The organism is Streptomyces sp. NPDC098781, assembly GCF_044759995.1.
Classification (GTDB): Bacteria; Actinomycetota; Actinomycetes; order Streptomycetales; family Streptomycetaceae; genus Streptomyces.
Genome location: NZ_JBIWAK010000005.1, coordinates 554519 through 570994, shown reverse-complemented (window position 1 = coordinate 570994; position 16476 = coordinate 554519). Strand labels below are relative to the sequence as shown.

Genomic DNA, 16476 nt, shown 5'->3' with positions numbered 1-16476 from the left:
CCGCAAAGACGCTCCCCGCCCTGCAAGCGGTTGCAAGGCGGGGAGAAAAATCTTCGGCTGCCGACCGGGCCCGGTTCAAGTGGTCCGGACCATCGTTCAGCTCACATTCTTCACACAGATCCTACAAACGATCGATGGTGAGGCCAGGAGTTTTCCTGCCGCACGGGAGCTTCACGAAAACTCCGCCGCCACGAGCTCGGCGACCTGCACGGTGTTCAGGGCCGCGCCCTTGCGCAAGTTGTCGCCGCAGACGAACAGTTCGAGCGCCGTGGGGTCGTCGAGCGCGCGTCGTACCCGGCCGACCCAGGTCGGATCCGTGCCCACGACATCGGCCGGCGTCGGGAACTCGCCGGCCCCCGGGTCGTCGTACAGCACGACCCCCGGCGCGGTGGCGAGGATCTCGCGCGCCTTGGCGACCGTGACCTCGTTCTCGAAGCGGGCGTGCACGGTCACCGAGTGCCCGGTCACCACCGGCACCCGGACACAGGTCACCGCGACCGGCAGCTTGGGCAGCCCGAGGATCTTGCGGGACTCGTCCCGCACCTTCATCTCCTCCGAGGACCAGCCGTCCTCGCGCAGCGACCCGGCCCACGGCACGACGTTCAGCGCGACCGGCTCCGGGAACGGCCCGGTGTTGTCGCCGACGGCCCGCCGTACGTCACCGGGGCCGGTCCCCAGTTCGGTCCCGGCGACCAGGGACAGCTGCTGCCTGAGCGTCTCCACACCGGCACGCCCGGCCCCGCTCACCGCCTGGTACGAGGACACCACCAGGCCCCGCAGCCCGAACTCGGCGTGCAGCGCGCCCAGCGCCACGATCATGGACAGGGTCGTGCAGTTGGGGTTGGCGACGATCCCGCGCGGCCGCATCCGTACGGCGTGCCGGTTGACCTCGGGAACGACGAGAGGCACCTCCGGGTCCATCCGGAAGGCGCCCGAGTTGTCCACCACCACCGCGCCCCGCGCGGCGGCGACCGGCGCCCAGCGGGCGGCCACCTCGTCCGGGACGTCGAACATCGCGATGTCGACGTCGGCGAAGGCCTCCTCGGCGAGCGCCACCACCTCGACCTCCTCGCCGCGCACGGCCAGCTTGCGGCCGGCCGAGCGCGGCGAGGCGATCAGACGGATCTCTCCCCAGATGTCCGCGCGCTGGGACAGGATCTGGAGCATGACCGAGCCCACGGCCCCGGTCGCTCCCACGACCGCGAGCGTCGGTCGTCGGGTCATCGCCCGGTGCCGCCGTACACGACAGCCTCGTCGCTGTCGGAGTCGAGCCCGAAGGCGGAGTGCACGGCGCGTACGGCCTCGTTGACGTCGTCGGCGCGGGTGACGACCGAGATACGGATCTCCGACGTGGAGATCAGCTCGATGTTCACACCGGCGTCGGACAGCGCCTTGAAGAAGTCGGCCGTGACACCGGGGTTGGTCTTCATGCCGGCGCCGACGAGGGAGATCTTGCCGATCTGGTCGTCGTAGCGCAGCGAGTCGAAGCCGATGCCGTGCTTGTTCTTCTCCAGGGCGTCGATGGCCTTGCGGCCCTCGGCCTTGGGGAGCGTGAAGGAGATGTCCGTCAGGCCCGTGGACGCGGCGGACACGTTCTGCACGATCATGTCGATGTTGATCTCGGCGTCGGAGATCGTACGGAAGATCGCGGCGGCCTCGCCCGGCTTGTCCGGAACCCCGACGACCGTGACCTTGGCCTCGGAGGTGTCGTGCGCGACACCGGAGATGATGGCCTGCTCCACCTGCTTTTCCCCTTGCTCGATCGGCTCGCTGCTGACCCACGTGCCCTGAAGCCCGCTGAAGCTGGACCGGACGTGGATCGGGATGTTGTACCGCCGGGCGTACTCCACACAGCGGTGGAGCAGCACCTTCGAGCCGGACGCGGCCAGCTCCAGCATGTCCTCGAAGGAGATCCAGTCGATCTTCTTCGCCTTCTTGACCACGCGCGGGTCGGCGGTGAACACGCCGTCGACGTCGGTGTAGATCTCACACACCTCGGCGTCGAGCGCCGCGGCCAGCGCGACAGCGGTCGTGTCCGACCCGCCACGCCCCAGCGTGGTGATGTCCTTCTTGTCCTGGCTCACGCCCTGGAAACCGGCGACGATGGCGATGTTGCCCTCGTCCACCGAGGTGCGGATCCGGCCCGGGGTGACATCGATGATCCGGGCTTTGTTGTGGACCGAGTCGGTGATGACACCTGCCTGGCTGCCGGTGAACGACTGGGCCGAGTGGCCCAGGCTTTTGATCGCCATGGCCAGCAGGGCCATGGAGATCCGCTCTCCGGCGGTCAGCAGCATGTCGAGCTCGCGCCCGGCAGGGATCGGGGATACCTGCTCGGCGAGATCGATCAGCTCGTCCGTCGTGTCGCCCATCGCGGAAACGACGGCCACCACCTGGTGACCGTTCTTCTTCGCTTCCACGATCCGCTTGGCGACGCGCTTGATGCCCTCGGCATCGGCTACGGAGGAGCCTCCGTACTTCTGCACGACAAGGCCCACGTGCGCTCCTCGCTCAGTCCGTGTGTGTCGGCTCAGTCTATCGAGCGTCCGAAAACGACCATGGGGTTCCCAGATGGTGAGATTCGGACGCTCCGGAATGGTCTCTGCCCGGTGGGGAGCGGAGCACTCCGGAAAGTGGGGCAGGTCACTACCGGGTGGTAGCGCCGCCAGAAGGCCATTGACGCTCTCCGTAGTCGCACACTAACTTCGCGTCGTCGTCGCCACACCAGGGGCACAAGGCTCCATCGGGACTTGCGACGCGAAGGATTCTCCTCCTTTGACGACTGCGACCGCTTCCGAGATCCAGCACGTCACACCAGCCGATACGGACTCTCCGACCGGCCTTTTCAGGATCCAGCCCTTCACCCCGCACTGCGAGGTGATCCACGCCGCCGGCGACCACGCCGTCATCGGCGTCTCCCCCGGCAACAGCTACTTCTCCGCCCGCCGCGTCCACGACCTCGCCCGCTGGGGCCTGGCCCTGTTCGACCGGGTGGACTTCGTCTATACGGACCTGTACGTGGCCGAGATGTACGCGGCGTCCGGCTACCCGCCCGACGACGCGCGCCGCAAGGCGGTCAAGAACCTGCGCGGGGTACGGGCCAAGGTCCTCGGCGCCGTACAGGCCGCGGACCCCGCCGGCACCCGGCTGCGCGCCCACGCGATGTCCGACTTCCGCGGCAACCCGGCGTACCGCGAGATCCACGACCGGCTCCAGGCCCGCCTGGCCACCGACGACGAGTTCCGCACGACCTGCGAGAAGCTCGTCGACTCCTTCCTGGCCGAGCGGGCGGGGCACGCGACCGACGCCCAGCGCGAGGTCTGCCTGGCCTACGTCTGCGCCGAGGCACCCCTGTTCCTGGACACCCCCGCCATCCTGGGCGTGCCCTCCTCGCTCAACTGCTACCACCAGCTGCTGCCGATGGCCGAGCTGCTCTACTCCCGGGGCGCCGGTCTGCGCGCCTCCCGCAACCAGGGGCACGCCATCGTGACGCCCGCCGAGAGGGCCACCGATGCTCACTGAGACCGTCATCGACTTCCCGTTCTCCTGGCGCGGCGACCAACTCCCGTACGAGGTGGCCCAGTTGCGCGCCGACACGCCCGTACGGCGGGTGCGGACCATCGCGGGTGACGAGGCCTGGCTGGTGTCGTCGTACGAGCTGTGCAGGCAGGTCCTCGAAGACCCCCGCTTCAGCCTCAAGGACACCTCCGCCCCGGGTGTGCCCCGCCAGTACGCGCTGACGATCCCGCCCGAGGTCGTCAACAACATGGGGAACATCACCGGCGCCGGGCTGCGCAAGGCCGTCCTGAAGGCGCTGAACCCGAAGAGTCCGGGGCTCGCGCAGTGGATGCGGTCCTACGCCGCGGAACTCCTCGACGGGCTGATCCACGAGGGCGCCCCCGCCGACCTGCGCGGCGGCTTCGCCGATCCGTACTCGGCCGGCATGCACTGCCGCATCCTCGGCATCCCGCCGGCCGACGCGCCCCGGCTGATGCGGAGCCTGGACATCGCGTTCATGAACTCGGCGTGCCCGGTCACCGGGGCCCGGCTCAACTGGGACCGGGACATCGCGTACATGAGCCAACGGCTCGACGACCCGGCGACCTCGGGTCTGATGGCCGAGCTCGCGGCCCTGCGCGCGGACCCCGAGTACGGGCATCTCACCGACGAGATGCTCGCGACGGTCGGGGTGACGATGTTCGGCGCGGGTGTCATCTCCACCTCGGGCTTCCTGACCATGGCACTGGTGTCGCTGATCCAGCACCCCGACCTCCAGGCCGAGTTGGTGGCGCATCCCGACCGGATCCCCGCCGCCGTGGACGAGTTGCTGCGCATCAACCTCTCCATCGGCGACGGCCTGCCGAGGCTGGCCACCGAGGACGTACGGCTGGGGGATGTGGACGTGCGGGCGGGCGAGCTCGTCCTCGTCCTCGTCGAGGGCGCCAACTTCGACCCGGCCGCCTTCCCCGACCCCCACACGGTCGACCTCGACCGGGAGAACGCCACCGCTCACCTCTCCTTCGGCGGCGGCCGCCACTACTGCCCCGCCACCGCCCTGGGCCGCAAGCACGCCGAGATCGCCCTCGTGACCCTGCTGGAGCGGATGCCGGAGCTGCGGCTCGCGGTGCCGATCGAGCAACTGGTGTGGCGGACGGGCTTCATGAAGCGGATCCCGGAGCGGCTGCCCATCATGTGGTAACTGCCGGTCTCTGCACCACGGATCCACTGCTCACGGCTCGGCGACCGGTCGTCACGAACCGGTGGCCGAGTCGCCAGGGCTCAGCGGACGCACCGCGGCAGGCTTCCGCCGCCCACGCCCGCGCACCAACTCGGCCCCGGCGCCGAGCGATACGACGCCCATGCCGGCGGCGGTCAGGACGCCCTGGCCGCCGTCGACGACGAACGGGGCGAGCGCGGCGACGACGGCGTTGAAGAGGAAGAGGAACCACAGCACCGGGCGGGAGGAGAGCAGAGCCTTCATCGGGGTTTCCTTCGGAACGGGGCCGCGGTGGCGGCCGTTGACCTGGCGGGATCAACGATTCCGCGCCTGGGGGCACGCGACGAGGGAGCGGCCTGCCGAAGGGGTGGTGTAGCGGGCTACACCCGGCTGAACCGGGTCACACCCGCCCGCCGAACAGCGTCACCAGCCCCTGGTCCAGCTCCGCCGCCACCGTCTCCTCGCCGGAGGCGACCACCGTGTGGGTCCGGGCGAGGAAGCGGTCCAGGTCGGCGGTGGCGAACCGGAGCCTGGCCACGCCCTCCGGCGTGTGGAACTCGACATAGGTGTGGGACGCCCCGCACGGCCGGACGCGCACGGTGCCGAGCCCGGCGGGCGCCCGCAGTCCCTCGCCCAGCAGGACGCGGGCGAACGTCCAGGTCGCCGCCTCGCCGTCGAGGGTGGCGTGGGCCGGGAAGTCGATGTGCACGGCCAGCGGGTCGCCGGAGATGTACCGGAGGGTGGCCGGTATCGCGATCTCCTGGTCGGCGGCGGTGATCAGTCGGGCGCCGGTCGGCTGCTCCAGGGTGATGTGCATGGGCGGGCTCCGATTCGCGGGGCGGGGCGGCGGCCGAGTGCGGACGCTGTGTCAGAGAGAGCCCACGAGAGCCCCATGCATTACGCCGCTTCCCCAGACTTCTTGTGTAACCTGCGTCACCCCGCCGGGAGAGTTTCCTCCGGCCCCGGGTATTCCCTGGCCCCGCTCCCCGCGCGCGGCTACGGTCCACGGATGGAGATTTCGCGCTACGTGGCCTTCAGCAACGACCCCGCGGGAGGCAACCCGGCGGGTGTCGTGCTCGACGCCACCGGGGTCGACGACAAGGCGATGCTGGCGACGGCGGCCGAAGTCGGCTACTCGGAGTCGGCGTTCGTGGTTCCGGCCGACGACGGCACCCTGGACATCCGGTACTTCAGCCCGCTCGCCGAGGTGCCGTTCTGCGGCCACGCGACGATCGCCACTGCCGTGGCCCACGCGGAACGGCACGGCACCGGCCGACTGCTGTTGCGCACCCAGGCGGGCCCGGTGACCGTGACCACCGACCGGACGGCGGACGGCACGCTGACGGCGACCCTGGTGAGCGTGGCACCGCACACGGAGCCCCTCGCGGAGGCCGACCTCGCCGAACTGCTGGCCATCCTGGGCTGGTCCCCCGCCGACCTGGACCCGTCGCTGCCGCCCCGCGTCGCCTTCGGCGGCGCCCGGCACCCGATCCTCGCCGCCACCACCCGGGAGCGGCTGGCCGACCTGGACTACGACATGGGGGCACTGGCCGCCCTCATGGCCCGCGAGGACTGGACGACCGTGGACCTGCTCTGGCGGGAGTCCCCCACCGTGTTCCACGCCCGCAACCCCTTCCCGCCCGGCGGGGTCGTGGAGGATCCGGCCACGGGTGCGGCGGCGGCGGCGTTCGGCGGCTATCTGCGGGAGCTCGAACTGGTGGCGACGCCCGCCACCCTGACGATCCATCAGGGCGTGGACATGGGACGGCCGAGCACCATCACGGTGACCGTGCCGGCGGAGCCGGACACGGGCATCGGCGTGACCGGCACGGCGGTACGGATCTGAGCCCGACCCCGGCCGAGGGCCGCCGCTACTTCGCCGAGCGCAGCCCCAACTGCCCGCCGATCTCCTGCTCCATGACCCTGCCCGCCTCGAACTCCAGCGTCTCGTCCCCCATCACGCCCTCGTCGGTGTCGAGACCGTCCAGCTCCTCCAGGGGCTGGTCCAGGCGGACGTGGGCCAGGACCGAGTGCAGCGCGCGCAGGGTCGCGGACGCCGTGGAGCCCCAGTTGGAGAAGTAGGAGAACTGCCACCACCACAGGGCCTCCGCGGTGCGGCCGGCCCGGTAGTGGGCCATGCCGTGGCGGAGGTCGGTGATGACGTCGGTCAGGTCGTCGGAGATCCGGGCCGGCACGGCGGCCTTGCGGGGCTCGTAGGGGTCGAAGACCTCGGAGTAGACGTCGACCGGGTCGAGCAGTCGGGCGAGGTTCTCGCGGAGTTCGTCGACGTCCGGTTCGGGGCCCAGGTCGGGCTCGTAGCGCTCCTCGGGGACGATGTCCTCGTGGGCGCCGAGCCGGCCGCCGGCCAGCAGCAGCTGGGAGACCTCCAGCAGGAGGAAAGGCACGGTGGAGCCCGGCTCGTCGCCCTTCGCGACCTCCATCACCGCGACCAGGAAACTCTCGATCTGGTCCGCGATCTGGACCGCGAAGTCGTCCGGGTTCTGCTCGGTCGCGTGCAGCGTGGCGTCAGACATCTAGGAGTCGTCTCCCCTCGAAGGCGCGTCCGAGGGTGACCTCGTCCGCGTATTCCAGGTCGCCACCCACCGGGAGGCCGCTGGCCAGGCGGGTGACCTTCAGGCCCATGGGCTTGATCATGCGGGCGAGGTACGTGGCCGTGGCCTCGCCTTCCAGGTTCGGGTCGGTGGCCAGGATCAGCTCCGTGACCGTCCCGTCGGCCAACCGCGCGAGAAGTTCTCGTATACGCAGGTCGTCCGGTCCGACACCCTCGATCGGGCTGATCGCGCCGCCGAGGACGTGGTAACGGCCGCGGAACTCACGGGTCCGCTCGATCGCCACGACGTCCTTCGGCTCCTCGACCACGCAGATCACCGCCGGGTCGCGGCGCGGGTCGCGGCAGATGTTGCACAGCTCCTCCTGCGCGATGTTCCCGCACGTCGCGCAGAAGCGGACCTTCGCCTTGACCTCCATGAGGGCCTGCGCGAGGCGCCGTACGTCCGTGGGTTCCGCCTGGAGGATGTGGAAGGCGATCCGCTGGGCGCTCTTGGGACCGACGCCGGGCAGCCGACCCAGCTCGTCGATGAGGTCCTGAACCACGCCTTCGTACAACGGACTGCCGTCCTTCCTGGGATTCCCTACGGTACGTACGGTAGTTGGCGGCGACCCCTCTTAGAAAGGCAAGGCGGGGAACGCCCGGAGCGTCAGAAGGGCAGGCCGGGGATCCCGCTGCCACCGCCCAGGCCCTGGGCCAGCGGGCCCAGCTTCTGCTGCTGGAGGTTCTGCGCGTTCTCGTTGGCCGCCTGGACGGCCGCGATGACCAGGTCGGCGAGGGTCTCGGTGTCCTCCGGGTCCACCGCCTTCGGGTCGATCTTCAGCGCGCGGAGCTCGCCGGCGCCGGTGACAGTGGCCTGCACCAGGCCGCCGCCCGCCTGCCCGTCGACCTCGGTCTGCGCCAGTTCTTCCTGCGCCCGCGCCAGGTCCTGCTGCATCTTCTGGGCCTGCTGGAGCAGCTGCTGCATGTTGGGCTGGCCACCACCGGGGATCACGATCAGCTCCTTGCGTGTGTACGCGTTTCCCGTTCAGCACGAGCCTACGTGGTCCGGGCAGCCGTCGCCCCGGCACTCTTTCGAGTGAGAGAGAACCTGGAGGAACAGGCGTCCTATACCTGATCAAGACCCACTTCCGGGCGGAAAAGAGGCGAAAGGCATCTCTTCGCCACCCATTGGGCGGTAGGAAGGGTCCGGCGCGTCAGCCTCAGGTGTTGCGTGACGTTCCGTGCGCTGCGGGGGGTCGTACCCGGTACGTAGGTCGTACGTGATGTCACGCACCGTGACAGTAGGGAGTGCCGGGTGGGTCAGCCGGAGATGCAGCCCGACAGGTCGCCGCAGGACGGGCAGGGCGGCGAAGGGGCGGCCGGACTGCGGCCGGGCGATCTGACGGGGCGGGCGTTTCCGCTCGGGGACTGGGGGGAGCCGGCGGTGCGGCTGGACGAGCTGTACCGGTGGGTGGAGCGGGGTGCGCTGGACACGGCGGCGTGGTATCTCGCGGACCGGGTGTGGAAGCGGCGCGGGGCGCGGGCCCTGCGCGGCGGGGCGGCGGGCGGAGCGGTCGTGGGGGCCGCGTTGCCGCTGCTGGATCTGACGGGGGTCGCCAGCGGGGTGGCGCCCTGGGGGTATCTCTCCCTCCTGCTGGGAGTGGCGTGCGTGGCCGTCGACCGCTCCTTCGGTGTCACCTCGGGCTGGATAAGGGACCTCGCCACGGCGCAGGCGGTGCAGCGGCGGCTTCAGGTGCTCCAGTTCGACTGGGCGACGGAGAGCGTGCGGGAGGTCCTCGGTCCGGCCGAGGGGACGGCCGGTGAGGCCGCCGAGCGGTGCCTGGGCGTGCTGCGCCGTTTCTCGGAGGACGTGACCGAGCTGGTCCGCGCGGAGACGGCGGACTGGATGGTGGAGTTCCGGACGGGGTCGGCGCCGATGGGGATCCAGTCGGCGGTGGCCGGCGGGCCCCGGGCGGACGCGGGGGTGGGCCAGGGGCGTTTCCCGGTGGCGCCGCCGAACGGGGCGCGGCCCAACATGCCCCGGCAGCGGCCGCCCGAGCCGCGGTGAGCTCACCCCCGCGTCAGCGGCACAGCTCCAGTCCCACCGGTGTCCCGCACGGCAGGTGCCCCCGCATCCGGATCACCTGCCGGCTGCTCTCCTTGTCCAGGTAGGCGAGAAAGCCGGCGGTGAGGGAGTCGTTGTCCGGGATGCCGTAGGTGTAGGCGTACTCGATGTCGCGATAGGGATAGGCGCTGTCGCCGCGCTCGATCTCGTCCACGTCGGCACGGTCGCCGTCCAGCGGCACCGTCCGCACGCCCTGGTGCCGGGCGGCGACGCTCAGCTCGCTGTACCCGATGGCGCCGGGCACCTCGGCGATCCGGTCCAGGACATCACCGGTACCGGCGAGTTCGCACCGGGTCACGACGGTGACGGCGCCCTGGGGCGGCCGGCAGTCCAGCGAGGTGCTCTGGGCCTGCTCCCACCCGCCGAGCACCCGGTCCTGGAACACCTGCCGGGTCCCGGAGCTGTCGCTGCGGCTGACCAGGACGACGGGCAGGTCGGCGATCTCCTTGCCGGCCCCCGGAAGCACCTCGCCCCACGTCTTGTACCGGCCCTTGTAGAGGTCCCGTACCTGCTGCACGGTCAGCCCGTCCGGCCCGAGGTCGATCCCGTCGTTGACGACGAGGGTGAACACGGACAGCGCGACCTTCTTGCCCTTCAGGCCCAGCCGTTCGCCGAGCGGGCCGTCGGAGAACGCGATCACCGAGCGTGCCCCGCTCTTCGACCGCTCGGCGAGCGCGCCGAGTTCGGCCACACCGGCCTCGCTGCCGCGGGCTTCGACGTGGATCTCCGCGCCCGCGCACTTGCCCTCGTACTGCTTCGCCAGCGTCGAGATCACCGGCTCGAACGCGGTCGACCCGATGACCGTCAGATCGCCCTGTTCGCATTCGATCGGGTTGCCGTCCCGGAAGACGACGATGCCCGCGAGGGCGAGGACGGAGAGGGTGAGCAGTCCGGTGAAGATCCTGGCCGGGAGGCTGAACACCGGTGCCTTGTCGTCCGGGGTGGCACTGCGGTTGGGGTGCACCTCGCCGTCCCGGATGCCGCCGCGCAGCCGGATCTCGGCGCCGACGTCGCCGCCGGACAGCAGCACCAGCAGCTTGTAGTAGTCGCCGGGGTTGAGCGGGACGCGCGGGACGCGCAGCCGGTTGTCCTCGTAGCCGAAGCCGCGCTGGGCGGTGAAGTGGTCCATCAGATGGTCGATGTCGGTCGGCTGGGTGACCGAGACACCGCGGATGGTGCGGTCGGTGAACACCGCGGTGAGGCCATGGGGTCCGGGACCGGTGTAGTCGTCGCGGTCGATGCTCTGCGAGCCGTCGTTCTCGACGCGCAGCAGTACGAGCGTCGCGTCCTCCATGTCCACGTCGAACAGCCCGAGCCGGACGTTGGCCCGCCCCGAACGCACGTCGTCGCCGATGGGGTTGTCCATCTGGACGCGGTAGCCGATCCGCTTCCTGCGCGGCACGCGCCGCTCGTACCAGACCATGACGCCCGACGCGACCACACCGATCACCGCGGTGCCGACGGCCACGATGTTCTCTGCGCTCAGCCACTCCACAGTGGTGCCCCCGTGACTCACCAGAGCCGTAGTGTGGGGTCACCGTACGTCCGTTCGGGGCCACCGTCAGGGTGCCGACGACGATGTTCGCCGGACGTTCAACTGCCTCACGGCGAAGCCGATTTCACCCTCACTGCCGGGTGTACGTCAGCTTCTCCCCGCTGCCGCTGTTCACGCGTTCCAGCCTGCCGTCCGGCAGCAGGGTGACCTCGGTGGCGCCGCCCGGCGAGCAGGAGGTGGCCGGCTCACCGGCCGTCACGGTGGACGGGCCGATCCTCAACCGGCCGTCGCCGCCCGGCGCTTCGGTCAGCGCCGCCTCGAACTCGCAGTGGTAGGTGCCGGTGCCGGCAGGGCCGTTGGCGACGAGGGAGAGGACGGTGTCGCCCACCTTGCCCTGCCGGATGGTCAGCCGGCGGGTGTTTTCGCCGGTGCCGTTGTCGATCGAGGCCGTCCAGGTGCCGAGGAAGCCGGTCGGGATCGCGCCGTCGACGGGAGCGGAAGTGGAGTCGGCCGGGTCCGGGGAGGTGGCGGGGTCGGTCGGGTCGGCGGTGGCGGGGTCGGCCGCGGTGGCCGTGGGGCTCGGGCCGCCGTCGGCCCGGTCGTCTCCGCCGCCGCTCATGAGGGCGTACACCGAACCACCGGCGGCGAGTGCGACGACCAGCGCGACGAGGACGAGCACCACCGTGGAACGGCCGCTGCGGCGGGCGTCGTCGGGCGGCGGCGTTGGGAGATACGGCAGCGACGGGTCGTAGGGCGGGGTGGGGCCGTAGGACGGGCCGGGACCGTACGAGGGGGCGAAGCCGTACGGCGGCTGGGGGCCGGGCGGCGGGTTCGAGGCGGCCGGCGGATGGCCGTACGGCTGCTGCTGCGGGTGCTGCTGGGGGTAGCCGTAGGCCGGGTGGGCCGGGGTGTCACCGGGCGCGGCGGCGTCCCCGAAGGAGCTGCCGGACGGGGTGCCGGGGCCCGGCGGCAGGGTCGGGCCGGTCCGGGTCGCGGCGATGGTGGGGAGGTGGTCGGGCGGTGTCGCCGGAGCGGCCGGGGCGTGCTCCGGGGAGGCGGCGGGGGTCGGCTCCCCGGAACCGGGCCCGTCGGGGGCCGCCTGCGCCGGAACGCCCTGCCGCTCGGCGGCCTGCGGTCCTCCCGGCCCGACCGGGTCCTCCGTGTCCAGCAACCGCACGGCGTGCCGCCCCAGTTGGGCGACCAGGGCGCTCGGCAGCCACGGATCGCGGGACCGCCCGCCGGAGACGGTGTCCTCGGCGCCCGTACGCTCCAGGATCCGGTCGAGTGTGGGACGGGCGCCGGGGTCCTTGCGCAGACAGTCCCGCACCAGCTCGGCGATCCCTTCGGGCACGCCCTCCAGATCGGGGTCCTCCTGCGCGATCCGGAACATCACGGCGTGCGCGCCGCTCTCCATCGAACCGAAGGGCAGCTTGCCGGTCGCGGCGAACGCGAGCACCGAGCCCAGGCAGAACACGTCGCACGCGGGCGTGATGCGGTCCCCGCGCACCTGCTCGGGCGCCATGAACCCCGGCGATCCGACGAGCGCGCCGGTGCGGGTGAGCCCGCTCTCGTCGACGGTCTCCAGCGCGCGGGCGATGCCGAAGTCGATGACCCGGGGCCCGTCGATGGTGACCAGGACGTTCGACGGCTTCAGGTCCCGGTGCACGATCCCGGCGGCGTGGATGTCCTTCAGGGCGTGCGCCAGTCCGGCCGCCAGGATCCGCACCGAACGCTCGGGCAGCGCCCCGTGGTCGTGCCCGACGACCTGCTGGAGGCTGGGCCCGGCGACATACCCTGTGGCGACCCAGGGCACCTCGGCCTCGGTGTCCGCGTCGAGCACCGGCGCGGTCCAGAACCCGCCGACCTGCCGCGCGGCCTGCACCTCCTGCCGGAACCGGGCGCGGAACTCCTCCTGCGCGGCCAGCTCCCGCCGTACCAGCTTCACGGCGACGGTACGGCCCCGGTCCGACCTGGCGAGATAGACGTCCCCCATGCCGCCCGCGCCCAGCCGTGCCAGCAGCCGGTACACCCCGATGCGCTGTGGATCCCCCGGCCCCAGCTTCTCCATCGCCCGCCCCCAAGCAGCCCCCGCCAATGCGTCGGCCCCACGATAGTGCGGCATTTGGCGAGGTGAGCGGCCCGGTGTCTACGGTTCCGTAACAGCCACGGCGAGTTCGTCGAGGACCTTCGACATCCGTTCCAGAATCTGGACCGCGTCGGCGAGTTCGGCCTCCCCGAAAGCCTCCGCCAGCCGGTCCGCGAAGACCGCGTGGCCGGGGTCGATCCGGGAGATCGCCGTACGGCCCTCCTCGGTCGGCGCGAGGAGCTTGGCACGGCGGTGCGCGGGGTTGGGCCGGTACTCGGCGAGTCCCTTGTCCACCAGCAGGTCGGCGATGCGCTGCACGCTCTGCCGGGTGATGCCCATGGCACGGGCGATGCCGGAGACGGGCAGGGGCTCGCCGAGCACCGCGCCCAGCACCTGCCACCAGGCCGCCGTCAGCCCGGACGGCCGGGCCAGTTCCTCGGCGACTGCGAGGAACTGGCCGTTGAGCCGGAAGACTCCGAGCGCGCCACGGCTGAGCAGGTCCTGTCGCTCACGGCTCACGCGGCTCCCGCCTTCTCCAGCACGGCGTACGCCGCCGGGTCGGAGTCGTGGAACAGCCGGTACCAGGCGTCCAGCACCTCGCCCTCGTACACCCCGAGCAGCCGGAGGATCTCCCGGGCGAAGGCGACGGGCTCGGTGGGGCCGGCGGTGATCAGCTCGCCGTCGGTGACGGCATCGGCCTCGACGTACCGCCCGGCGCCGCCGTAGCCCGTGGCCGCGAGGTAGAAGGAGACGGCGCTGGTGTGGGCCCGGTCGTCGAGCAGCCCCTCACGGGCCAGCCCCGCGGTGGCCCCGCAGATCGCGGCGACGGGCACCCCGGCGTCCAGGAACTCGCGCGCCTTGCGGGCGAAGGGCGCCAGGTCGTCGCCGGTGTCCCAGAGGTCGGCGCCCGGGAGGATCAGCAGGGCGCTGTCCTCGGGCCGTACGCCGTCCAGGGCGAGGTCGGGCTGGACGCGCAGTCCGCCGATGCTGCGCACGGGCCGGGTGGACGGGCCGACGGTACGGATGTCGTGGCCGGCGCGGGCGAGATGGGCGGTGGCGTGCCCCGTCTCCCAGTCGGCGAAGGTGTCGTAGACGGCGAGGTGCACGGGCTTGCTGCTCATGGCTTCCCCCTTGGGAGGCTTCGAGAACGCTGACCTCAAGATGACAATATCCTGTCACTTGGACAGCTTGCTGTCAACAGCTTCGGGACCGCCCCTGCCCCTGTCGACACCCTGTCGCGGAAACCCTCCGACCACAGACAGGACGCCGATATCTCGCCCACCCCCCGCACGCCTACGCTCACCCGCATGACCCCTCAGCCAAATCCCGAGGTCGGCGCCGCCGTGAAGGCCGCGGACCGCGCGCATGTGTTCCACTCCTGGTCAGCGCAGGAGCTCATCGACCCGCTCGCCGTCGCCGGTGCGGAGGGGTCGTACTTCTGGGACTACGACGGCAAGCGGTACCTGGACTTCACCAGCGGGCTCGTCTACACCAACATCGGCTACCAGCACCCCAAGGTCGTCGCCGCGATCCAGGAGCAGGCCGCGCGGATGACGACCTTCGCGCCCGCCTTCGCCGTCGAGGCGCGCTCGGAGGCGGCGCGGCTGATCGCCGAGCGGACGCCCGGCGACCTGGACAAGATCTTCTTCACCAACGGCGGCGCGGACGCCGTGGAGCACGCGGTACGCATGGCCCGGCTGCACACGGGCCGCCCGAAGGTGCTCTCGGCGTACCGCTCGTACCACGGCGGCACCCAGCAGGCCGTGAACATCACCGGTGACCCGCGCCGCTGGGCCTCCGACAGCGCCGCGGCCGGTGTGGTCCACTTCTGGGCGCCCTTCCTCTACCGCTCCCGCTTCTACGCCGAGACCGAGGAGCAGGAGTGCGCGCGGGCGCTGGAGCACCTGGAGACGACGATCGCCTTCGAGGGGCCGTCGACCATCGCCGCGATCGTCCTGGAGACGGTCCCGGGGACGGCCGGGATCATGATCCCGCCGCCCGGATACCTCGCCGGTGTCCGTGAGCTCTGCGACAAGTACGGGATCCTCTTCGTCCTGGACGAGGTCATGGCGGGGTTCGGCCGGACCGGCGAGTGGTTCGCGGCGGACCTCTTCGACGTGACGCCGGACCTGATGACCTTCGCCAAGGGCGTGAACTCCGGGTACGTCCCGCTGGGCGGCGTGGCGATCTCGGGGGCGGTGGCGGAGACGTTCGCCAAGCGGCCGTACCCGGGGGGTCTGACCTACTCGGGCCATCCGCTGGCCTGTGCGGCCGCCGTCGCGACGATCAACGTCATGGCCGAGGAGGGCGTCGTCGAGAACGCGGCCCGGCTGGGCGCGGACGTGGTCGGACCCGCCCTGCGGGAGCTGGCCGAGCGGCACCCCTGCGTCGGCGAGGTGCGCGGCGTAGGCATGTTCTGGGCGCTCGAACTGGTGCGGAACCGCGAGACCCGGGAACCGCTGGTCCCCTACAACGCGGCGGGCGAGGCGAACGCCCCCATGGCCGCGTTCGGCTCCGCCGCGAAGGCGGCAGGCATCTGGCCGTTCGTGAACATGAACCGCACCCATGTGGTGCCGCCGTGCAATGTGAGCGAGGCGGAGCTGAAGGAGGGGCTGACGGCGCTGGACGCCGCGCTGGCCGTGGCGGACGAGTACACGTCGTAGCGGCCGATCACCGGGCGGCGGTCGCGGAAAGCTCCCCCGTGATTCGAACGCGTAAGGTGGCGTGCTCGTAGACATATACGTGCACGCCACCTCATCGCGACGACGGGAGACGCCCTGACCATGCCCGGTACCGGCGGCAACGGCTCCGTCACGCGCAGCACCCTGCGCCAGCAGATCGCGGACGCGCTGCGGGACGAGGTACTGGCCGGGCGTCTCCAGTCGGGCCGCGAGTTCACCGTCAAGGAGATCGCCGAACAGTACGGCGTCTCCGCGACCCCCGTGCGCGAAGCCCTCGTGGACCTCTCCGCGCAGGGACTCCTGGAGGCCGACCAGCACCGCGGCTTCCGGGTGCACGAGTACTCCGTGGCCGACTACCGCGGCATCGTCGAGGCCCGCGGCCTGGTCACCGACGGCATGTTCCAGGTCCTGGCCACCGACCGCTCGCCCCACCGCGACCCGGACAACCCCCGCGTCGCCGCCGCCGTGACCGGAGTACGCCGCCGCGCCGAGGAGGCGCAGCGCGCCGCCACCGCCGGCGACCTCACCGTGCTGATCGGCTACGACCTGCGCTTCTGGCGCGAGCTCGCCTCCCTCTTCGGCAACCCCTACCTCGCCGACTTCCTGCACCGGCTGCGCCTCCAGTCCTGGGTCTGCGCCGTCCAGCACCTGCGCCGCGTCGACGATCTGCGCGGCCATCTGTGGGCCCGGCACACCGACCTGGTCGACGCCCTGATGCGCCGCGACCTGCCCACGGCCCGCGCGATCATCGCGTCCGGCGACGCGGACTCCGTCGCCCTGATCGAACGACTGGCGGCCCAGTGACCGCTGAGGGGAGCCTG

The 16476-nt window shown here is 71.4% G+C and carries 17 protein-coding genes; 6 read left to right on the top strand and 11 right to left on the bottom strand.

The window, feature by feature from the left end; translation table 11 throughout:
• Positions 1-171 precede the first annotated feature (171 nt).
• Together ACIQWG_RS23480 and ACIQWG_RS23475 are read right to left on the bottom strand one after the other, a co-directional pair.
• On the bottom strand, positions 172-1224 hold the full coding sequence (locus tag ACIQWG_RS23480; protein ID WP_404098986.1) for an aspartate-semialdehyde dehydrogenase: 1053 nt from the start codon (positions 1222-1224) through the stop codon (positions 172-174).
• A complete protein-coding gene (locus tag ACIQWG_RS23475) occupies positions 1221-2498 on the bottom strand; it encodes an aspartate kinase (RefSeq protein WP_404098983.1) in 1278 nt (425 codons plus the stop codon). The genes ACIQWG_RS23480 and ACIQWG_RS23475 overlap by 4 nt, the downstream gene beginning before the upstream one ends.
• A gap of 277 nt (positions 2499-2775) precedes the next feature.
• On the opposite strand from ACIQWG_RS23475, the gene ACIQWG_RS23470 reads away from it, so the two are divergent.
• Together ACIQWG_RS23470 and ACIQWG_RS23465 are read left to right on the top strand one after the other, a co-directional pair.
• Positions 2776-3522, top strand: coding sequence for a tRNA-dependent cyclodipeptide synthase (locus ACIQWG_RS23470; RefSeq protein ID WP_404098982.1), 747 nt, complete (start codon positions 2776-2778; stop codon positions 3520-3522).
• Positions 3512-4699: a cytochrome P450 gene (locus ACIQWG_RS23465; RefSeq protein WP_404098979.1), complete on the top strand. Its 1188-nt coding sequence runs from the start codon at positions 3512-3514 to the stop codon at positions 4697-4699. The genes ACIQWG_RS23470 and ACIQWG_RS23465 overlap by 11 nt, the downstream gene beginning before the upstream one ends.
• A gap of 51 nt (positions 4700-4750) precedes the next feature.
• Here the strand turns inward: ACIQWG_RS23465 and ACIQWG_RS23460 are convergent, their stop codons facing one another.
• The gene (locus tag ACIQWG_RS23460) at positions 4751-4981 is read right to left on the bottom strand and encodes a hypothetical protein (RefSeq protein WP_404098977.1); all 231 of its coding nucleotides are present in this window, start codon (positions 4979-4981) and stop codon (positions 4751-4753) included.
• A 136-nt stretch (positions 4982-5117) separates the two neighbouring features.
• The gene (locus tag ACIQWG_RS23455) at positions 5118-5534 is read right to left on the bottom strand and encodes an SsgA family sporulation/cell division regulator (RefSeq protein WP_404098975.1); all 417 of its coding nucleotides are present in this window, start codon (positions 5532-5534) and stop codon (positions 5118-5120) included.
• Between the two features lie 192 nt (positions 5535-5726).
• Here ACIQWG_RS23455 and ACIQWG_RS23450 point away from each other — a divergent pair, with 192 nt between their 5' ends.
• Positions 5727-6563: a PhzF family phenazine biosynthesis protein gene (locus tag ACIQWG_RS23450; protein ID WP_404098973.1), complete on the top strand. Its 837-nt coding sequence runs from the start codon at positions 5727-5729 to the stop codon at positions 6561-6563.
• Positions 6564-6588: 25 nt separating this feature from the next.
• Here the strand turns inward: ACIQWG_RS23450 and ACIQWG_RS23445 are convergent, their stop codons facing one another.
• The 3 genes from ACIQWG_RS23445 to ACIQWG_RS23435 all read right to left on the bottom strand — a co-directional run bounded on the left by ACIQWG_RS23445 (position 6589) and on the right by ACIQWG_RS23435 (position 8280).
• Positions 6589-7251 carry a DUF5063 domain-containing protein gene (locus ACIQWG_RS23445; RefSeq protein ID WP_404098971.1) on the bottom strand — a complete coding sequence of 221 codons (663 nt, stop codon included), beginning with the start codon at positions 7249-7251 and terminating at the stop codon, positions 6589-6591.
• On the bottom strand, positions 7244-7843 hold the full coding sequence (gene recR, locus ACIQWG_RS23440; RefSeq protein WP_404098968.1) for a recombination mediator RecR: 600 nt from the start codon (positions 7841-7843) through the stop codon (positions 7244-7246). The genes ACIQWG_RS23445 and recR overlap by 8 nt, the downstream gene beginning before the upstream one ends.
• A gap of 92 nt (positions 7844-7935) precedes the next feature.
• Entirely contained in the window at positions 7936-8280 is a 345-nt protein-coding gene (locus tag ACIQWG_RS23435) for a YbaB/EbfC family nucleoid-associated protein (RefSeq protein ID WP_404098966.1), read from the bottom strand.
• A gap of 303 nt (positions 8281-8583) precedes the next feature.
• Here ACIQWG_RS23435 and ACIQWG_RS23430 point away from each other — a divergent pair, with 303 nt between their 5' ends.
• The gene (locus tag ACIQWG_RS23430; RefSeq protein ID WP_404098964.1) at positions 8584-9336 is read left to right on the top strand and encodes an SLATT domain-containing protein; all 753 of its coding nucleotides are present in this window, start codon (positions 8584-8586) and stop codon (positions 9334-9336) included.
• 13 nt (positions 9337-9349) lie between these two features.
• On the opposite strand, the gene ACIQWG_RS23425 is transcribed toward ACIQWG_RS23430, so the two are convergent.
• The 4 genes from ACIQWG_RS23425 to ACIQWG_RS23410 all read right to left on the bottom strand — a co-directional run bounded on the left by ACIQWG_RS23425 (position 9350) and on the right by ACIQWG_RS23410 (position 14095).
• A complete protein-coding gene (locus tag ACIQWG_RS23425; protein WP_404099408.1) occupies positions 9350-10888 on the bottom strand; it encodes a PstS family phosphate ABC transporter substrate-binding protein in 1539 nt (512 codons plus the stop codon).
• 130 nt (positions 10889-11018) lie between these two features.
• Positions 11019-12956: a serine/threonine-protein kinase gene (locus tag ACIQWG_RS23420; protein WP_404098961.1), complete on the bottom strand. Its 1938-nt coding sequence runs from the start codon at positions 12954-12956 to the stop codon at positions 11019-11021.
• Between the two features lie 78 nt (positions 12957-13034).
• The gene (locus tag ACIQWG_RS23415; RefSeq protein WP_404098959.1) at positions 13035-13493 is read right to left on the bottom strand and encodes a MarR family winged helix-turn-helix transcriptional regulator; all 459 of its coding nucleotides are present in this window, start codon (positions 13491-13493) and stop codon (positions 13035-13037) included.
• Positions 13490-14095 carry a type 1 glutamine amidotransferase family protein gene (locus tag ACIQWG_RS23410; protein WP_404098955.1) on the bottom strand — a complete coding sequence of 202 codons (606 nt, stop codon included), beginning with the start codon at positions 14093-14095 and terminating at the stop codon, positions 13490-13492. The genes ACIQWG_RS23415 and ACIQWG_RS23410 overlap by 4 nt, the downstream gene beginning before the upstream one ends.
• A gap of 186 nt (positions 14096-14281) precedes the next feature.
• Here ACIQWG_RS23410 and ACIQWG_RS23405 point away from each other — a divergent pair, with 186 nt between their 5' ends.
• A complete protein-coding gene (locus ACIQWG_RS23405; RefSeq protein ID WP_404098952.1) occupies positions 14282-15637 on the top strand; it encodes an aspartate aminotransferase family protein in 1356 nt (451 codons plus the stop codon).
• Positions 15638-15757: 120 nt separating this feature from the next.
• Positions 15758-16459, top strand: a complete 702-nt coding sequence (locus ACIQWG_RS23400) for a GntR family transcriptional regulator (RefSeq protein ID WP_404098949.1) — start codon at positions 15758-15760, stop codon at positions 16457-16459.
• Positions 16460-16476: the final 17 nt, after the last annotated feature.

Excerpts from the sequence above, each read along its gene's own strand:
- ACIQWG_RS23480 (WP_404098986.1), bottom strand. The coding sequence starts at position 1,224 with ATGACCCGACGACCGACGCTCGCGGTCGTGGGAGCGACCGGGGCCGTG.
- ACIQWG_RS23410 (WP_404098955.1), bottom strand. The coding sequence starts at position 14,095 with ATGAGCAGCAAGCCCGTGCACCTCGCCGTCTACGACACCTTCGCCGAC.
- ACIQWG_RS23465 (WP_404098979.1), top strand. The coding sequence starts at position 3,512 with ATGCTCACTGAGACCGTCATCGACTTCCCGTTCTCCTGGCGCGGCGAC.
- ACIQWG_RS23450 (WP_404098973.1), top strand. The coding sequence starts at position 5,727 with ATGGAGATTTCGCGCTACGTGGCCTTCAGCAACGACCCCGCGGGAGGC.
- ACIQWG_RS23420 (WP_404098961.1), bottom strand. The coding sequence starts at position 12,956 with ATGGAGAAGCTGGGGCCGGGGGATCCACAGCGCATCGGGGTGTACCGG.
- ACIQWG_RS23460 (WP_404098977.1), bottom strand. The coding sequence starts at position 4,981 with ATGAAGGCTCTGCTCTCCTCCCGCCCGGTGCTGTGGTTCCTCTTCCTC.
- ACIQWG_RS23455 (WP_404098975.1), bottom strand. The coding sequence starts at position 5,534 with ATGCACATCACCCTGGAGCAGCCGACCGGCGCCCGACTGATCACCGCC.
- ACIQWG_RS23405 (WP_404098952.1), top strand. The coding sequence starts at position 14,282 with ATGACCCCTCAGCCAAATCCCGAGGTCGGCGCCGCCGTGAAGGCCGCG.
- ACIQWG_RS23400 (WP_404098949.1), top strand. The coding sequence starts at position 15,758 with ATGCCCGGTACCGGCGGCAACGGCTCCGTCACGCGCAGCACCCTGCGC.
- ACIQWG_RS23445 (WP_404098971.1), bottom strand. The coding sequence starts at position 7,251 with ATGTCTGACGCCACGCTGCACGCGACCGAGCAGAACCCGGACGACTTC.